General features: G+C 43.4%; 18 protein-coding genes and 1 tRNA gene. 15 read left to right on the top strand and 4 right to left on the bottom strand.

Translation table 11 applies throughout. The features are described from left to right. Window positions 1-49 precede the first annotated feature (49 nt). The 11 genes from rgy to ASULF_RS11050 all read left to right on the top strand — a co-directional run bounded on the left by rgy (window position 50) and on the right by ASULF_RS11050 (window position 9,463). Window positions 50-3,178, top strand: a complete 3,129-nt coding sequence (rgy, locus tag ASULF_RS11000) for a reverse gyrase (RefSeq protein ID WP_015591802.1) — start codon at window positions 50-52, stop codon at window positions 3,176-3,178. Between the two features lie 67 nt (window positions 3,179-3,245). Further along, window positions 3,246-4,112 carry a KaiC domain-containing protein gene (locus tag ASULF_RS11005; protein WP_015591803.1) on the top strand — a complete coding sequence of 289 codons (867 nt, stop codon included), beginning with the start codon at window positions 3,246-3,248 and terminating at the stop codon, window positions 4,110-4,112. Next, on the top strand, window positions 4,090-4,449 hold the full coding sequence (locus ASULF_RS11010; protein WP_015591804.1) for a sigma factor-like helix-turn-helix DNA-binding protein: 360 nt from the start codon (window positions 4,090-4,092) through the stop codon (window positions 4,447-4,449). The genes ASULF_RS11005 and ASULF_RS11010 overlap by 23 nt, the downstream gene beginning before the upstream one ends. A 106-nt stretch (window positions 4,450-4,555) precedes the next feature. Beyond that, a complete protein-coding gene (rpl7ae, locus tag ASULF_RS11015) occupies window positions 4,556-4,918 on the top strand; it encodes a 50S ribosomal protein L7Ae (protein ID WP_015591805.1) in 363 nt (120 codons plus the stop codon). 33 nt (window positions 4,919-4,951) lie between these two features. After that, window positions 4,952-5,167 (top strand): 30S ribosomal protein S28e, encoded by a 216-nt coding sequence (locus ASULF_RS11020; protein WP_015591806.1) that lies wholly within the window; start codon window positions 4,952-4,954, stop codon window positions 5,165-5,167. A 20-nt stretch (window positions 5,168-5,187) separates the two neighbouring features. Further along, window positions 5,188-5,367 carry a 50S ribosomal protein L24e gene (locus ASULF_RS11025; protein WP_015591807.1) on the top strand — a complete coding sequence of 60 codons (180 nt, stop codon included), beginning with the start codon at window positions 5,188-5,190 and terminating at the stop codon, window positions 5,365-5,367. Between the two features lie 43 nt (window positions 5,368-5,410). Next, window positions 5,411-5,860, top strand: a complete 450-nt coding sequence (gene ndk, locus ASULF_RS11030; protein WP_015591808.1) for a nucleoside-diphosphate kinase — start codon at window positions 5,411-5,413, stop codon at window positions 5,858-5,860. Window positions 5,861-5,887: 27 nt separating this feature from the next. Next, a complete protein-coding gene (infB, locus tag ASULF_RS11035; protein WP_015591809.1) occupies window positions 5,888-7,681 on the top strand; it encodes a translation initiation factor IF-2 in 1,794 nt (597 codons plus the stop codon). A 74-nt stretch (window positions 7,682-7,755) separates the two neighbouring features. Next, a complete protein-coding gene (locus tag ASULF_RS11040) occupies window positions 7,756-8,136 on the top strand; it encodes a 30S ribosomal protein S6e (RefSeq protein ID WP_015591810.1) in 381 nt (126 codons plus the stop codon). A 41-nt stretch (window positions 8,137-8,177) separates the two neighbouring features. Next, the gene (locus tag ASULF_RS11045; RefSeq protein WP_015591811.1) at window positions 8,178-8,798 is read left to right on the top strand and encodes a methyltransferase domain-containing protein; all 621 of its coding nucleotides are present in this window, start codon (window positions 8,178-8,180) and stop codon (window positions 8,796-8,798) included. Between the two features lie 20 nt (window positions 8,799-8,818). Next, window positions 8,819-9,463, top strand: coding sequence for an RNA-binding protein (locus ASULF_RS11050; RefSeq protein ID WP_015591812.1), 645 nt, complete (start codon window positions 8,819-8,821; stop codon window positions 9,461-9,463). A gap of 46 nt (window positions 9,464-9,509) precedes the next feature. Here the strand turns inward: ASULF_RS11050 and ASULF_RS11055 are convergent, their stop codons facing one another. Then, entirely contained in the window at window positions 9,510-10,571 is a 1,062-nt protein-coding gene (locus tag ASULF_RS11055) for a phosphotransacetylase family protein (protein ID WP_015591813.1), read from the bottom strand. A 522-nt stretch (window positions 10,572-11,093) separates the two neighbouring features. Here ASULF_RS11055 and ASULF_RS11065 point away from each other — a divergent pair. Further along, the gene (locus ASULF_RS11065) at window positions 11,094-11,606 is read left to right on the top strand and encodes a hypothetical protein (protein WP_015591814.1); all 513 of its coding nucleotides are present in this window, start codon (window positions 11,094-11,096) and stop codon (window positions 11,604-11,606) included. An 11-nt stretch (window positions 11,607-11,617) separates the two neighbouring features. Here ASULF_RS11065 and ASULF_RS11070 read toward each other — a convergent pair whose 3' ends face one another. Next, window positions 11,618-11,869, bottom strand: coding sequence for a hypothetical protein (locus ASULF_RS11070; RefSeq protein WP_015591815.1), 252 nt, complete (start codon window positions 11,867-11,869; stop codon window positions 11,618-11,620). Between the two features lie 138 nt (window positions 11,870-12,007). Between ASULF_RS11070 and ASULF_RS11075 the strand changes: the two genes are divergently transcribed. Then, window positions 12,008-12,256 carry a MarR family transcriptional regulator gene (locus ASULF_RS11075; protein WP_015591816.1) on the top strand — a complete coding sequence of 83 codons (249 nt, stop codon included), beginning with the start codon at window positions 12,008-12,010 and terminating at the stop codon, window positions 12,254-12,256. A gap of 45 nt (window positions 12,257-12,301) precedes the next feature. Here the strand turns inward: ASULF_RS11075 and ASULF_RS11080 are convergent, their stop codons facing one another. Next, a complete protein-coding gene (locus ASULF_RS11080) occupies window positions 12,302-13,486 on the bottom strand; it encodes a tyrosine-type recombinase/integrase (protein ID WP_048098247.1) in 1,185 nt (394 codons plus the stop codon). 60 nt (window positions 13,487-13,546) lie between these two features. Beyond that, window positions 13,547-13,621: transfer RNA gene (locus tag ASULF_RS11085), tRNA-Asp, on the bottom strand. Window positions 13,622-13,739: 118 nt separating this feature from the next. Between ASULF_RS11085 and mobA the strand changes: the two genes are divergently transcribed. Together mobA and moaA are read left to right on the top strand one after the other, a co-directional pair. Continuing rightward, the gene (gene mobA / locus ASULF_RS11090; protein ID WP_015591818.1) at window positions 13,740-14,345 is read left to right on the top strand and encodes a molybdenum cofactor guanylyltransferase; all 606 of its coding nucleotides are present in this window, start codon (window positions 13,740-13,742) and stop codon (window positions 14,343-14,345) included. Beyond that, complete coding sequence (gene moaA, locus ASULF_RS11095) at window positions 14,335-15,252, top strand: GTP 3',8-cyclase MoaA (RefSeq protein ID WP_015591819.1); 918 nt, start codon at window positions 14,335-14,337, stop codon at window positions 15,250-15,252. Before mobA ends, moaA begins: the two co-directional genes overlap by 11 nt. The last annotated feature ends 9 nt before the right edge of the window (window positions 15,253-15,261 follow it).

Raw genomic sequence — 15,261 nt, forward strand, 5'->3', positions numbered from 1 at the left:
GCAAATCCTCCACAAAGATTAAAAAAGATTATCCATTAATTAGCTGAAAATGCAGGTGATATACGAGGGGCTGTGCCCGGTCTGCGATGGAGATCTATCCTTAAACGAGATCGAAGCAACCATCTGTAATGCAAAAAGACAGAGCCTGTGCAGGGAAGATTATGAGGTAGAGGAGTTCGTATCCCTGTTCAACTCGTGTGTTGGTAGAATCAGAAAGCTCCAGCTTCTCTGGGCAAAGAGAGTTTTAAGAAATGAAAGCTTCTGCATAACCTCTCCAACAGGAAGTGGCAAAACAGCATTTGGACTTGCGATGTCCATTTTTCTGGCAAAAAAGGGTAAAAAATGCTACCTCATATTTCCAACAACCGTTCTGGTCGTTCAGGCCTTCGAAAGAATAAACTCGATGCTGGAGTCGCTGAAATTGAACTTAAAGGTAGGGTACTACCACGGAAAGCTAAAAAAGGAGGAGAAAGAAGATTTCATGAAGAATATCGGGAACTTTAACATCATAATTACCTCTTCCCAGTTTCTTTCGAAGAATTTTGATGTTCTGAAGAACTACAGATTCGATTTCATATTCGTTGATGATGTTGATGCCATCCTGAAGGCATCGAGAAATGTCGAGAGAATTCTAACACTCCTTGGGTTGAATCCGGAATTAGATGGTAAAAATCCAGCAGAAAATAAAGGGATTGGCTGTTTAGTTGTCTCAACAGCCACGGCTAAAAAAGGGAAGAAGGCTGAGCTCTTCAGGAAACTGCTCAACTTCGACATAGGATCTCCATCACATGTCAGGAACATCGAGGATTTCGTGATAATGCACGATGAAATCGAGGCTTTAAAGAATATAATGAGAGAACTCGGCAATGGAGGGATAATTTACACGAGTTCAGAGAGAATAGGGGAACTAACTGAAAAGCTCAACGAATTTAGAATCGGAGTTGTCACCTCAAAGAAAAACGATTTTGAGATGTTTAAGGCTGGAGAAGTGGACTACCTTATAGGTACAGCCCACTACTACGGATCTCTCGTCAGGGGGTTGGATCTGCCAGAGAAGATAAGATATGCGATATTCGTTGGCTTTCCCGTTTTCAAGATGAAAGTTGAGGATATAGACAGCGCAAGCGAAAACCAGCTCAGAATTATTGCCAGAATTCTTGGAATCAATGCAAATGATGCAAAATTAAAAGAGAAGATAAAAGAGGCGATGAAAAAAGAGAGAATCGTGAGTGATGTTGTTGTTAAGGACAATACAATAACATTCCCGGACTTGAGAACATATATTCAGGCTTCTGGAAGGACCTCAAGACTGCTCTCAACTGGCCTCACTAAGGGTGCGAGCTTTGTTATTGAGAAAGATGCCGATCTGGTATCAGCCATAATCAAAAGGGCTCGATACTACGATATCGAATTCAGGATGGCAAATTTAGACGAAATAGACTTCGATAGACTGAAAAGGGAGATAAAAGAGAGCAGGCAAAGAAAAGAGGGCCATCAGGATCTGATCAAACCCGCACTTCTTGTCGTTGAGAGTCCAACCAAAGCGAGACAGATCTCGAGGTTCTTTGGAAAGCCAAGTGTCAAGATCCTCGATGGGGTGCCAGTGTATGAGGTTGCCATGGAAGACTATGTTCTGTTTATAACTGCAAGCATCGGGCACCTAACAGATCTTGTAACGGATAGGGGTTTCCACGGAGTTGAGGTTGGGCAGGATTTCATCCCAGTTTATGCATCAATCAAGAGGTGCAAGAGCTGTGGATACCAGTTCACCTCTGGAAGCTGCCCGAAATGCAAGGGGGAGTTCGATGATTCCAAGCAGAGGATTCTGGCTTTGAGGAAGTTAGCTTACGATACCGGGTTCGTCATAGTAGGAACAGATCCGGATACAGAGGGAGAAAAGATCGCATGGGACATCAAGAACCTTCTGGCCTGTGGAGAGATAAGAAGGGCAGAATTTCATGAAGTCACAAAGAAGGCTGTCAGGAATGCGATAAGGAATCTGAGAGATGTCGACGAGAACCTCGTAAAGGCTCAGATGTTCCGGAGGATAGAGGATAGATGGATCGGTTTCTCTCTTTCCGAGAAGCTGTGGAAGATTTTCAACAACAGAAACCTGTCCGCAGGGAGAGCACAGACCCCAGTTCTCGGATGGATTATTGATAGATTTGAGAAGAGTAAGAGAAAGAAGGATGTTGCGATAATCGAGGATTTCGGGATTTTTGTGGATGACAGCGAGATTATTAAGCTCCTGAAGAGCAAGCTAAAAAACAAAAAGAAAGTAAAGGTCAGGATAGAAAAAATAGATGAGAGGGTTGAGGAAAGAGTTCTTCCACCATACACCACAGAAAGTTTGCTGATCGATGCCGGAAGGATCCTCAAAATACCTGCCAGAGAAGCTATGAGCCTCGCCCAAGATCTCTTCGAGAATGGTCTTATAACATACCACAGGACCGACTCAACCAGAGTGAGCGATGATGGTCTCAGAGTTGCAAAGGAATACTTAGGAGAGGACTTCCGAGGAAGGCACTGGAGTTCAGAGGGTGCTCACGAATGCATAAGGCCAACAAAGCCATTTGATAAGAACACTGTTATGAGATTGATCGAGGAGGGCATACTCTATGCCGAGAAGCTAACCTTCAGGCACTTCGCATTATATGATCTGATATTCAGGAGGTTCATGGCCTCTCAGTCCACAGCAGAGATACGATTTGAAAGATACTCCATATCCCTTAACGGAAAAATCATCGAGCATGAAATACCGGTTTCAGCCAGAGGCAGAAGCTACGAACTGTATAAATCGGTGCTGCTGAGAGAGCCTCTTCCGAGGGGGGAGGCTGAAGTTAGCGTTAAAACAATAAAGATAGCTGAAGCGAAGCCACTAACTCAAGCAGAAGTTGTTGGTCTTATGCGGGAAAGAAAGATCGGCAGACCATCAACATACGCAACGATAATTGACAAGCTGTTCCTCAGACGCTATATTTTCGAGAAGAATGGGTTTCTGATCCCATCCAGGCTCGGAATGGATGTTTTTTCATACCTGTCCAAAAATTACGGCAAGTTCGTTTCAGAGCATAGGACGAGAGAGCTTGAGGAGAAGATGGAAGAGATAGAAAAAGGGATTCAGGATTACTATCAGGCTTTAAAGGAACTGTACGAAGAAATAAAAGAGATAAAATAATTTCTGAAATTTTTATTAAAATTTCCCAACAGACAATTATATAATGCATTAATACATAATAATAAACATGGAAAGGAAGTACTTTGAGCTTGGTGATCTCGCAGAATACTCGCCAAAGCTGTTCGGAATCCCTACCTGGACAAAACTGGATGAAATGTTCTACAGGATTGAAAGAGAGGGTGATAAGTTTGTAAGGAAACCTCTCAACGGCTTACCTCATCTCGCTGTTATAAACATCACAGGAATTCCAGATACCGGAAAGAGCATTCTTGCTGAACAGTTTGCGATCACTCAAGCGAATCTCGGCTATAAGGTTCTATTCGTAACTGTGGAGAGTCCCGCAGAGTTTCTGTATCTGGCTTTAAAAGAGAAGAGCCTGGCTTTAGGTTACAATTTTGAAAAAATAGAGAAGAATATTGTTGTCATTGATGCATCACAGGATGATGATCTGAGGGAGGAGCCAAAAACTCTTCTTGACACAATGGCATACGCAATAAAGGAGAAGAGGACGAACAATACAGTCATAGACAGCATAACAGGTCTTTACGAGCACAAAGAGGTTATGGCAAGGCAGATAGTGAGAAAGTTCTTCAACTTCCTGAAGAAGTACAGGCAGACCGCACTGCTCGTATCACAGAAGAGATCTGCTCAGGCGAGCGAGAGTGCTGAAGCTGCTGGAGGATTGGCTGTAGCGCATATCGTCGATGGGACAATTGTGATGGACAAGAAGATAATCGAAACGAAGTGGGATGTTAACCTGTACAAGAAACCGATCGGGAGTGTTATAAGAACGATCAGGATCGATGGCTGCAGGCTGACCGCCCATGACTCAAGAACATGGGTTTTCGAGATTACAGAACACGGAACGATAAATATCCTGAAACCATTAGAAGAATATGTGGGGTGGTATCATGGAAATAATAAAGAAGGTTGATAGTGGAATAGACGAGATGGCTGAGAAAGTTTTCATGAACTCGATAAAGATTCTTGGCGGTTTGAGAAAGCTCATAGACTACAGAAACCTCACATGGCTTCCGAGCCTTGCTGAGGCCGCATATGTCATCGTGCTGAGAAATGAAGGGATGAAAACTTACAGAGAAATCGCTGAAGAGCTTGGAATAACCGAGAATACCGTAAGAAACATAGTCAACGCAGATGAGAAAGAGGTTGAGATGTACATCAAAGGCGAGATCGAGAAGGTTGACGAGCATGTGGCTGGTGGAATAGCCAAACTGGCATACAAGAAACTGAAGCAGAATAAAGATTTTTAACAATTATTCCAACCTGAAGATACACCAAAAGATTTAAAACTACAGCAATCCCTTCTTCCTTGGATTGAGCCGATGAATGATGACATCATGGAAGGAGGTGTATGATATGGTGTATGTAAGGTTCGATGTTCCGGATGAGGTTCAGGATACCGCTCTTGCCCTGCTTGAGAAGTTCAGGGAGACTGGGAGGATCAAAAAGGGAACAAACGAGACGACAAAGGTCGTGGAGAGAGGTCAGGCAAAGCTCGTGTATATTGCGACGGATGTTGAGCCACCAGAGATAGTAGCTCATCTGCCACTGCTCTGCGAGGAAAAAAATGTTCCGTACATCTACATAAAATCAAAGAGTTCCCTTGGACAGGCTGCTGGTTTGCAGGTGAACTGTGCCGCTGTAGCGGTTGTGGATGAAGGAGAGGCTAAGAAAGAGCTCAGAGACCTCGTTACCAAGATCGACGGTTTGAAGAAGTAATTATTACTTTAATTTTGCTGAGAGGTGAAGATAATGGCAGAGGATGAAGACATTCAGCCTGCAGAGGTTATAGAGATAATTGGCAGAACGGGCATGCACGGAGAGGCCACACAGGTTAAGGTCAGGGTACTCGGTGGAGAGAACAAGGGAAGGATCATAACGAGAAATGTTTTCGGCCCGGTCAGGGTTGGAGATGTACTGATGATAAAGGAGACCGCAAGAGAAGCAAAGAAACTTGCGATAAAGTAAGATAAAGTAAGGTGATCCAGATGGAAACCCATGTATGCAGTTTTTGCGGCTACGAGATAGAAGTTGGCACAGGAAAGATGTATGTCAGAAGGGACGGCAGAGTATTCTATTTCTGCTCCGGAAAGTGCGAGAAGAACATGCTGAAGCTCAAGAGAAATCCAAGAAAGCTCAAGTGGACGAAGAAGTATGCCAAAAAGTAGCTGATGCAATGGTTGATGCCAGAATAGATGCAATGGTGATATCATGGAGAGGACTTTCGTGATGATAAAGCCCGATGGAGTAGAGAGAGGTGTTATAGGAGAGGTCATCAGCAGAATAGAGAGAAAGGGCCTAAAAATAGTCGCAATGAAGATGATGAGGATTAGCGAGGAGCTTGCCCAGAAGCACTATGCAGAGCATAAAGAAAAGCCATTTTTCGGTGCACTGATTAGCTACATCACAAGCTCTCCAGTGGTTGCGATGGTTGTTGAAGGAAAGAACGCAATCAGGGTTGTAAGAACAATAGTCGGAGCAACGAATCCAGCAGAGGCAAACCCAGGAACGATAAGAGGAGATTTCGGAATGGATGTCGGAAGGAATATAATCCACGCCTCGGATTCTCCTGAATCCGCAAAAAGGGAAATAAACCTCTTTTTCAGCCCAGAAGAGATTTTGGATTACGAAAGAGCAATCGATAAGTGGATTTACGAATAAACATTATTTTTTTAAGGTTTTAGAGCCATGAGTAAGAAAAGTAAAAAGGACAAGGACAAACAACTCAGAACTCCAATTGTTTCCGTACTTGGCCATGTAGATCATGGCAAGACAACCCTGCTAGACAAAATAAGGAAAGGCAGGGTTACTGCAAAGGAGGCTGGAGGAATAACACAGCATATCGGTGCAACCGAGATACCAATAGAGATGATAAAGAACATCTGCAAGGACATCTGGAGAAAAGAGGTTGAGCTTCCGGGACTGCTCTTCATCGACACACCAGGACACAAAGCGTTCACAAACCTCAGGAGAAGAGGAGGCGCTTTAGCAGATCTGGCAATTCTGATAGTTGACATAAATGAGGGGTTCAAGCCCCAGACTGAAGAGGCTCTCTCCATACTGAGGACTTTCAGGACACCCTTCGTCGTTGCTGCAAACAAGATAGACAAGATTCCAGCATGGCAGAGTCCCGGCTTTGTTCCATTCCTCAAAAGCTACAGCATGCAGGAAGATATAGCAAAAAACAGGCTTGACAACAAAATATATGAACTGATAGGCAAGCTATACGAGTTCGGTTTCTCAGCCGACAGGTTCGACAGGATAACCGATTTTACGAGAAATGTCGCAATAATCCCCATTTCAGCCCTTACAGGAGAGGGAGTTCCAGAGCTTCTGCTGGTTCTTGTAGGATTGGCCCAGAGGTTTCTGGAAGATAGCCTCAGACTCCATGTAAGCGGTAAGGCAAAAGGAACGATTTTAGAGGTTAAGGAAGAGAAGGGAATGGGAATTACATGCGATGTCATTCTCTATGATGGTACGCTCAAAGTTGGAGACAGGATAGCCATAGCGATGAGAGATGGTGTAAAGGTTACCCATGTGAAGGGCATACTCAAGCCCAGACCATCTCAGGAGATGAGACTTGAGAGCAAGTTCAGGAGTGTTAAGAGCGTTGTCGCGGCTGCGGGTGTGAAGCTGATAGCTGCAGATCTCGAAGGAGTTCTTGCAGGAAGCGAGTTCGAGGCAATTGAATCAGAGAAAGACATTGAAGAGTTCAGAAAGAGGCTTGAGAAAGAGTACGAGGAAATAGAGATCAGAACCGATGAGGAAGGTGTGGTGCTGAAAACCGATACGCTTGGATCACTCGAGGCATTAATAAACGAGCTTAAGGATGCTGGGATAAAGATAAAGAATGCTGAAGTTGGTGATGTTGACAAAAGGGATGTTATCGAAGCTTCAGCAAACAGGGACGAGCTTAACAGAGTTATAATAGCCTTCAGCGTTAAGCTGCTTCCCGGAGTTGAGGAGGAGGCGGAGAAGTATGGTGTCAGGGTGTTCAGAGATGAGATAATCTACAGCTTGATAGACAGCTTCGTGAAGTGGAGAGAGGAAGAGAAGAGGCTGAGAGAAAAACAGAAGATTGAGGAGCTTGTTAAGCCATGTAAGATAAAGCTCCTCAAGGAGTACATCTTCAGAAGGAGCAAGCCAGCTGTGGTTGGCATAAGGGTTCTCGCCGGAGAGCTGAAGAGAGATGCGAAGCTAATAAAAGCCGATGGGTCTCCAGCAGGCTCAGTAAGAAGCATGCAGAAAGAGGGCGAGAATGTCCCGGTGGCAAAAGAGGGAGAGGAGCTTGCGATATCCATCGATGGTGTCACAATAGGGAGGCAGCTCAACGGAGATGAGGTGCTGTATGTCGACGTTCCTGAAAGGCATGCGAGAGTCCTCGAAAAGGATCTGATGGACACATTAAGCGAGGAGGCGAAGAAGGCATTTCAGGAGTTCCCTGAAATTAAGAGAAAAGTTAACCCGTTCTGGGGTAAATGATGTGGTAAATGGAGAGATAAAATTAAATTCACTCTGTAATCGTATGGTAATCGTATGAATAGGAGGTGATTGATGTGGAGTTTAAGGTCGTGATTTCCGATCCTTCAACTGGAATGGCTTATCAGAAGGTTGTTAGCGGAGCGAACGCTAACAGGCTCATCGGGAAGAAGATTGGAGATGTTATAAACGGAACGCTCGTTGAACTCCCGCCAGATTATGAACTGAAGATTACTGGCGGAAGTGACAAGGATGGCTTTCCGATGAGGAAAGACCTTCCGGGAAATGTCAGAAGAAGGTTGCTTCTCGCCGGAGGAGTTGGATACAATCCAAATGAGAGGGGTTTGAGAAGAAAGAAGATGGTAAGGGGCAATGTCATAAGCAGGGACATCGTTCAGATAAACCTCAAGGTTGAAAAGGCTGGAAAGATACCCCTCGCCGAGTTCTTCAAAGAGTAATAGGGTTAAGCGATAAGCAATCACAAAACAGAAAGAGCAGCATGGGACTACTCGAAGACAAGGTAAGGGCGAGGAATTTTTATCGCCACTTCTCCAAAATTTATGACAGGATTAATCCCATTTTCTACGCAGACCACATGCTCGAAAAGGTCATTGAGATGGCAGAGATCGAGGAAAGAGATCTGGTTCTCGAGGTTGGCTGTGGAACGGGCTTCACGACTGCTGGAATTGCGAGCAAAGTTCCTCAGAGCGGCATAGTCGCCGTTGATCTCACACCGGAGCAGATGAGAAAGGCCATTCAGAAACTGCCATATGTTAACTACATACGGGGCGATGCCGAAAATCTGCCTTTCAAAGACAACACATTTGACTCAGCAATCTCTGCGGGAAGCATAGAGTACTGGCCCAATCCAAAAAAGGGGATAGCAGAGATGGCAAGAGTAACGAAGGAAGGCGGAAAGGTTGTTGTTCTTGCTCCAAGAAAGCCAGATAACCTCCTCGTCAGAAAGTTCGCTGAGAGCATAATGCTCTTTCCCTCAACCCAGCAATGTGTTGCATGGTTTGAGGCTGCTGGGCTGAAGAACATACGGTTTGTTGAAACGGGCCCGAACATCTTGTGGAGAAAGCTCGTGGTTATTATCTCCGGAGAGGTTTCTGAGTAGGTAGGAGATGAGGTGTTTATATGAGCTATTTTGATACCAGCAAGGATTTCAGAATTCTGATGGCTGAGAAGGCAATTGTTGAGCTTGAAAAGCTCTTCAATGTGCTTAAATTGCAGAAAAGGAAGGAATATGTCAGAAAGATGAAGGATCTGTACAGCAAGGTTCAGAACCTCAAGTACTCCTATGTTGCTCCGGACGGTATTAAGGCGCTTGATGATTTTAAAGAAATCGTTACCTCAACCAAGAAATTCAAAGAGGATGTCAGAAAGCTTGATAGAGATGCACAGGTCATCAAAGCCCTTTACTGGCTTGAATATCTTGAATCTCTCCCAGAGTTGATGGACAGAGGTATGATCTCCCAGCCATATGAATGCATAAAGTACTACAGAGGAGAGATAGTCTCCATAAAAGAGCTCGACAGGCTATGGCTTTGCGGTGTTGATTGTGGGTTCAAGCTCAACATCATAACCAACAGTGAGAAGTTTAAGCAGGGAAGCTATGCTGTGGTTGCATACCTCCCGCCAAGAGAGTTCGGGAAATATACAAGCGAAGGAATGTTCGTTGATTTATTGGATGGTGAGAAAGGAGAGGTTAGCCTAGGTGAGGTTAAGAACCTCAACCTCAAGGAGGTTTCATCAATCATCATGGATTTGCTGAAGAGTTAGAAAGCTAAGTTGAGAAGCTAAAAAGAGCTAAAATGGAAATTAAAAATTAAATCCCCAGAAACCTTTCGAAAGCTTCCAGATTTACAAAGCTCTCAAAAAGTTCTCTCATCCGTTTCAGCTTTATTTCACTCTTGATTCTCGACTTTCCAAACATCTTCTCCAGCCTTTCCGTTGTTGTCAGCGTATCCTCGCTGACAAGCAATACCGGTACGCCCTTGCTTTCAGCCCTATCGAGTATGAACTTCGACGGTCTCAGATTTCCTGTGAGGATTATCAGCTTGATGTTTGGTATTTCTAAAGCAACTACCTGCAGGTCTGCTCTGTCTCCACCGGTGACGAGGGCAGCATTTTTAGCCCTCCTGAAGTACTCGATCGCACTGTTCGGGGACATTGCCCCGACGATTATGTTCTCAACTATCATGTCCTCTCTCGGCTCCACGAGATACTCTGCCTTGAGATAATCCTTTATCTCGTCTATGAAAACCCCTCCGACAATAACATCCCTCGGAATTATTCCAAGAATCTCCAGATCGTTTCTCTGAAGTAGCGAGCCTGCAACACCTTCGATGTACGATCTCTTGTATCCTGTCAGCTTGTTGAAGATGACAGCCTTAAGCCTCTCTCCGAACACGCTCTTTGCGGTGAGAATCCTATCCAGAACAAAATCCTCCGAATATCCTGCAATGAGCAGAGCTTTCAAGTCCAGCAGTTTGGAAACGGATATGTCTCCAAGTTCTACCGCTGAGCCTATCTTGTAGTCTATTGAGCCTTCAACAAAAACAAAATCCTTTTCCTCTTTTATTCTATCAAATGAAGCTGATACAACCTTCTTAAGCTCGTTTGGATCCGCTATGTTTATGAACTCCGCATACGGAGCGTTCAGAACTATCGGGCAGATATCATCTATTTCATCCTCAACACCAATCATTTTGGATGTGTTCAGGGCATCACCATCAACCAGCTTTCCATCATGATACTCGGGAGATGTGCCGAGTGGCTTGAAATATCCAACAGAGTAACCCTTATCAAGAAGGTAAGATGCCATGGCAATGATCATGGAGCTTTTTCCGGCATCACCCTCTACTGAAGAAACCATTATCCCCTGCATTGAAGTTAATCTGTGAAGTTAGTATAAATTACTTGCTCTCTTAAGGAGATGAAGAGATGGATTATTCCAATCAAGTCTCTGATGGCTGAAGAACTGGGTCGGTTATGCTGTTACAGCAATAATAATTGGTTGCTGGCATATAAGGTTTATTATACTTGGCTCAAAATAGCTTCTGTTCGCCCGATTCACGCTTTTTCAGATCCTTTAGAATAAAGATATATAACATCTACAAAAGAGGTCTGCCTTCCCTTTCCTCTTTTTAACCAACTCAAACGATTCGCCTAATTAGACATAAAATAACCTCCCTCAAAGCTTTTAATTTTAAAATTTGCTTTTCCACCAATATGTATTAGCTAATTCGCAACTTTTAAGTATAATCACCAGTTTAATCTCTCTACAGAAAACTACTCAACACATAAAAGTATTAGAAAAGGATTTTGAGGAATACCTTCTCAGGCTCCTGAAAGATCTTAAAAAATTCATTAAAGAATTATTGGAAAAAAGAGTAGAGGGGGTTAAAAAATGAGCTTCAAAACCATACTCAAATACTACAATCCCTCAACAGGCACAAAAGCATCCTCTACTGTAGAAATTACTCAAAACCAGTTACGCATCAAATCTAAAAATTCGGAAGAAATTATTTTCATTGACTTCATAAGTTCTATGACTTTAAAGAAAAATCCAAAACGGAACTACTTGGTTGCTGGGATACTCTTAATTCTGATTGGTCTGCTCATTGTTGTATTTGCCAAACAGATAATCTCGGCTCTAAAGATTAACGATGGTCTCATAACTTCGTTTGTAATCTTTAACGGTGGAGCTCTGGTTATTGTAGGGATTATCTTGTTAATTTTATGGTGGCTCGTTAGAAGCTTCATTTTGATCATAAACCAACTTAGTAACACTGTTTTACTCAGTAATAGAACTGAAAAGCCGTTAAGAACCATTTATGAAAAAATTATCGAAATAAGAGCTGGTAAAAACAGAACTTCTCCGAAGGATCCTGGCAATCATATCGGAGAGTTGGAGGAATAAAAGGACGTATCTTATTCCTCATGCAATTTCTTTGCCAACTGCCAGCCATCATTCGTTAATCCATAGCTCATGCCGGAAGGATGGGGCTTGTTATAGAGATATCCTAATTTCACGAGCTTCTTGACTCTACTCTTAATCATTCCATGCAGGTGTTTGGGATATCCTTTACAGATGAATTCGATGGGGAAATGCGCTTTCTTACTCTTACCCGATCGCTTATATATTGTTACTATTATTGCCTTATCGAGTTCTGTAAGCTCCATCTGATGGAATATTTTTTTCGTCTTAATTTATATAGTTTTCGACTATAAAGTTTCTGGGATATTTTAAAACCAACATAAAGTTTATATAGGTTCTGTTAAAGTAGTAAAATCCAAGCAAGGATATTTCAGGTGTCTGAAATGTTAGAATTACAAAAGAGATATGCCGAGGAATTCGTCTACGAATTCGTGAACAAACATAGTGGTTTGAGTGTGTATGAGATAGCCAAGAAACTCGGGTGGAGTTCTGGAAAGGTATACAACATAATCAAATCGCTCGAAGAGATGGGTTTGGTAAAGACCTCCTTGGAAGTTGAAGGGGGGAGGGCAAAAAGAAAGGTATATCCAGTTTCCTGGGTAGAGCTTTTGCCTGAAGATGTAAAATCCTAAAAATATAAATAAAATTATTGATGAATAAAAAGCTTGATTTATTCTTCAACCAATTTTTCCAGCTTTTCTTCGAGTATTTTTTTCCAGGTTGGATCCAAGTAGCTTTTCTATGACTATATCCTCAGCCTCTTTGTCCAGCTCGATGAACTTAATATCGAGCGCTACACCGCACCAGCGACACCTCACAGCATCAGCCCTGTTAACCATTCCACAGTTGTAGCACTGCTTTGGTTTCAGTGGGTCCTCTTCCTCTTTCTTCTCCTTGACAAGCCCGTAATGTTGCAGCAGATATATGTCCGCATCATCGTCCCTGAGCTTTGCGTACCTCTTCAACCACCTGGATCCGGGAACCAGTCCGTGACGCCTGCATAACTGCAGGTCTGTCAGCACCTTACCTCTCCCCGTTATGCTCGTGTGTCTGAAGAGATAATGAAAGATCCTCTTCTTCAGTCCTGCTCTTTCCTTGAGTCTCTGCAGGATCTGATAATATGCTTCTTCGGTTATATGCTTGATTTTTCCAGCCCTGTGTGCGTTCAGATCAATCCATAATGGAGCGTCGGGATCATCCCTCGCAGGATGAGCTTCAAGCCACTCCAGAACATAAGGTATGCTGAACGTCAGCCTGGGCGCCCTCGTGAAAGTCTTGCTCTGATGGATGTTTACCTTAATGCCGAGGTCGTCCCTTCTTATGTGCTTCAGCTGCAGTGTCAGGAGCTCCTCGGGTCTGCATCCAAGATCGTAATGCATTGCTATGAGGGCCGAATCCCTCACACGTCTGCAGGCTTTCAGCAGCTTGAAGAAGTCGTCCGCGGTTATCAGATCGTCAGCCGTCAGCTCGTTGTCGACTTTATCCCTGACCTTGAAGTACTTGTTGAGTTCCTCTTTACCCAGCCAAGTGTTAAGTCTTCTCAGAGCCTTCTTATACTCGTTTCTTGTCGCAATCCCGTCTTTACCTCGTTTCGGTTTAAAGCTTTCAATTGCGATGGCGAGCTTTCTTGCCGTGGCTTCGTCCAGATCCTTCAGGCTACCATTGAGAACATCCCTGAAGTTCTGGCAGATCTGTCTTAACGACTGCAGTTCCCTGTGCAACCTTGGAAGGCTTATTCCCTGCAGCCTGAAGTATTCATAATAGTCCATAATCAGCCGTTTATTTCCATCTGATATGTCGGAATTAAGCATATTGTTAAGTTCTGCCTTTATTCTTCCCTCGTAATCGACCGCTCGGAACATCACACAGAATAGGATTACCATTCTATTTAAACACATACGGGATTTTAAGAGATTACAGAGCGCCCGGGCCGGGATTTGAACCCGAGGCGAGGGCTCGACAGGCCCCCATGTTAGGCCGGACTACACCACCCGGGCTCTGGTGTTAAATTCATCAAACCGTGCATAATTTAAAACTTACGCTAGAGCAGAAGTTGAAAGAAGTCTGACTCCCAAAGTCTAAACCCTTAAATATTGACTCACCAGTCCAGAGATAGTGTATGCAGTAATCCTCGCTGGAGGGTATGGTAGGAGACTCGGTTATACCGAGAAGGGCCTAATAGAAATAGGTGGCAAACCAATTATTTCGAAAATAATAGATTCGCTTACCAAATTTGAAATAATAATCTCCTGCAGAGATGAGAATCAGGCAGAGAAGTACGAAAGATTTGGAGAGGTTGTTGTTGACATTCTCAAAGACTTTGGCCCCCTGTCAGGAATCCATTCCGCGCTGAAAAAGATTGGTGAGAGGGCTGTTTTCATCTCAGCAGATATGCCCTTTGTGAAGCAGGAGATTTGCGAAGCCATATACAGAGAATGTGAAGGATACGATGCTGCCATACCAATATGGAATGATGGAAAGCTTGAACCAACCCTATCCGCATATTCCCCAGCAGTTACAGAAAAAATTGAGCAATGCTACAGAAAAAACATAAGAAAGGTTCTGTGCGCCATTCATGGGCTTGAAAAAGTTAAGTACATTCCAATAGAAAACTTAAAGCAGTATGACAGAAAGTTAATTAGCTTTATGAACATTAACACTCCCGAAGACCTCAGAAAAGCTGAAATTATCCTGAAGACGGTGGTTCAAGATGTTAATTGACAGGTTTAACAGGAAGATAACCAACCTGAGGATATCTGTTACCGACGCCTGCAACCTCAACTGCTTTTACTGCCATAAAGAGGGTTACTGTGTCAAAGGATCCAGTCCGGATGTTCTGTCCGTGGAGGATATAGCTGAAATCACAAAGGCATTCTACGAGCTTGGAATCAAAAAGGTGAAGATAACAGGAGGAGAACCTCTTCTTAGAAAAGATATCCTCGACATAATATCGGTCATGCCCGATTTTGAGGAGATCTCGATGACAACCAACGGAACCCTCCTAGATAAATACGCATACGAGCTGAAAGATGCTGGATTGAACAGAGTTAACATAAGCCTCGACAGCCTCAATCCAGAGACCTACAAAAAAATAACTGGAGGAGAACTCGAAAGAGTGCTTTCAGGTCTTGAATCAGCAGTTAATGCTGGACTGACCCCTGTAAAGCTGAACATGGTTGTGATGAAGGAGGTAAACGAAGACGAGATTGATGACATGCTGGAATTCACATCGAAATACAATGAAGATGATGTGAGAGTTATACTCCAGATAATAGAGCTTCTCAAGCTTCCGGAGCTTGAAGATTACTACATGGACATAAGCAGCATAGAAGAGAGAATAGCAAAGAAGGCAATAAATTTCAGGATAAGATCTATGCAGAAAAGGAAGCAGTACCACCTTGGAAGTTCGGTTGTCGAGTTCGTCAAACCAGTTGACAACACCGAGTTCTGTTATAACTGCAACAGGATAAGAATAACGAAGGATGGAAAGATCAAGCCATGTCTGATGAGAAACGATAATCTTGTCGATGTTAGAGGACTGAAAGGATATGCGCTTAAGGAGAAAATATTTCAAGCTGTGAACATGAGAGAACCTTACTTTAAAAAGAAAAGCAGAGAAGCTAGGTAAGAGGTGATA

Source organism: Archaeoglobus sulfaticallidus PM70-1 (assembly GCF_000385565.1).
Classification (GTDB): Archaea; Halobacteriota; Archaeoglobi; order Archaeoglobales; family Archaeoglobaceae; genus Archaeoglobus_A; species Archaeoglobus_A sulfaticallidus.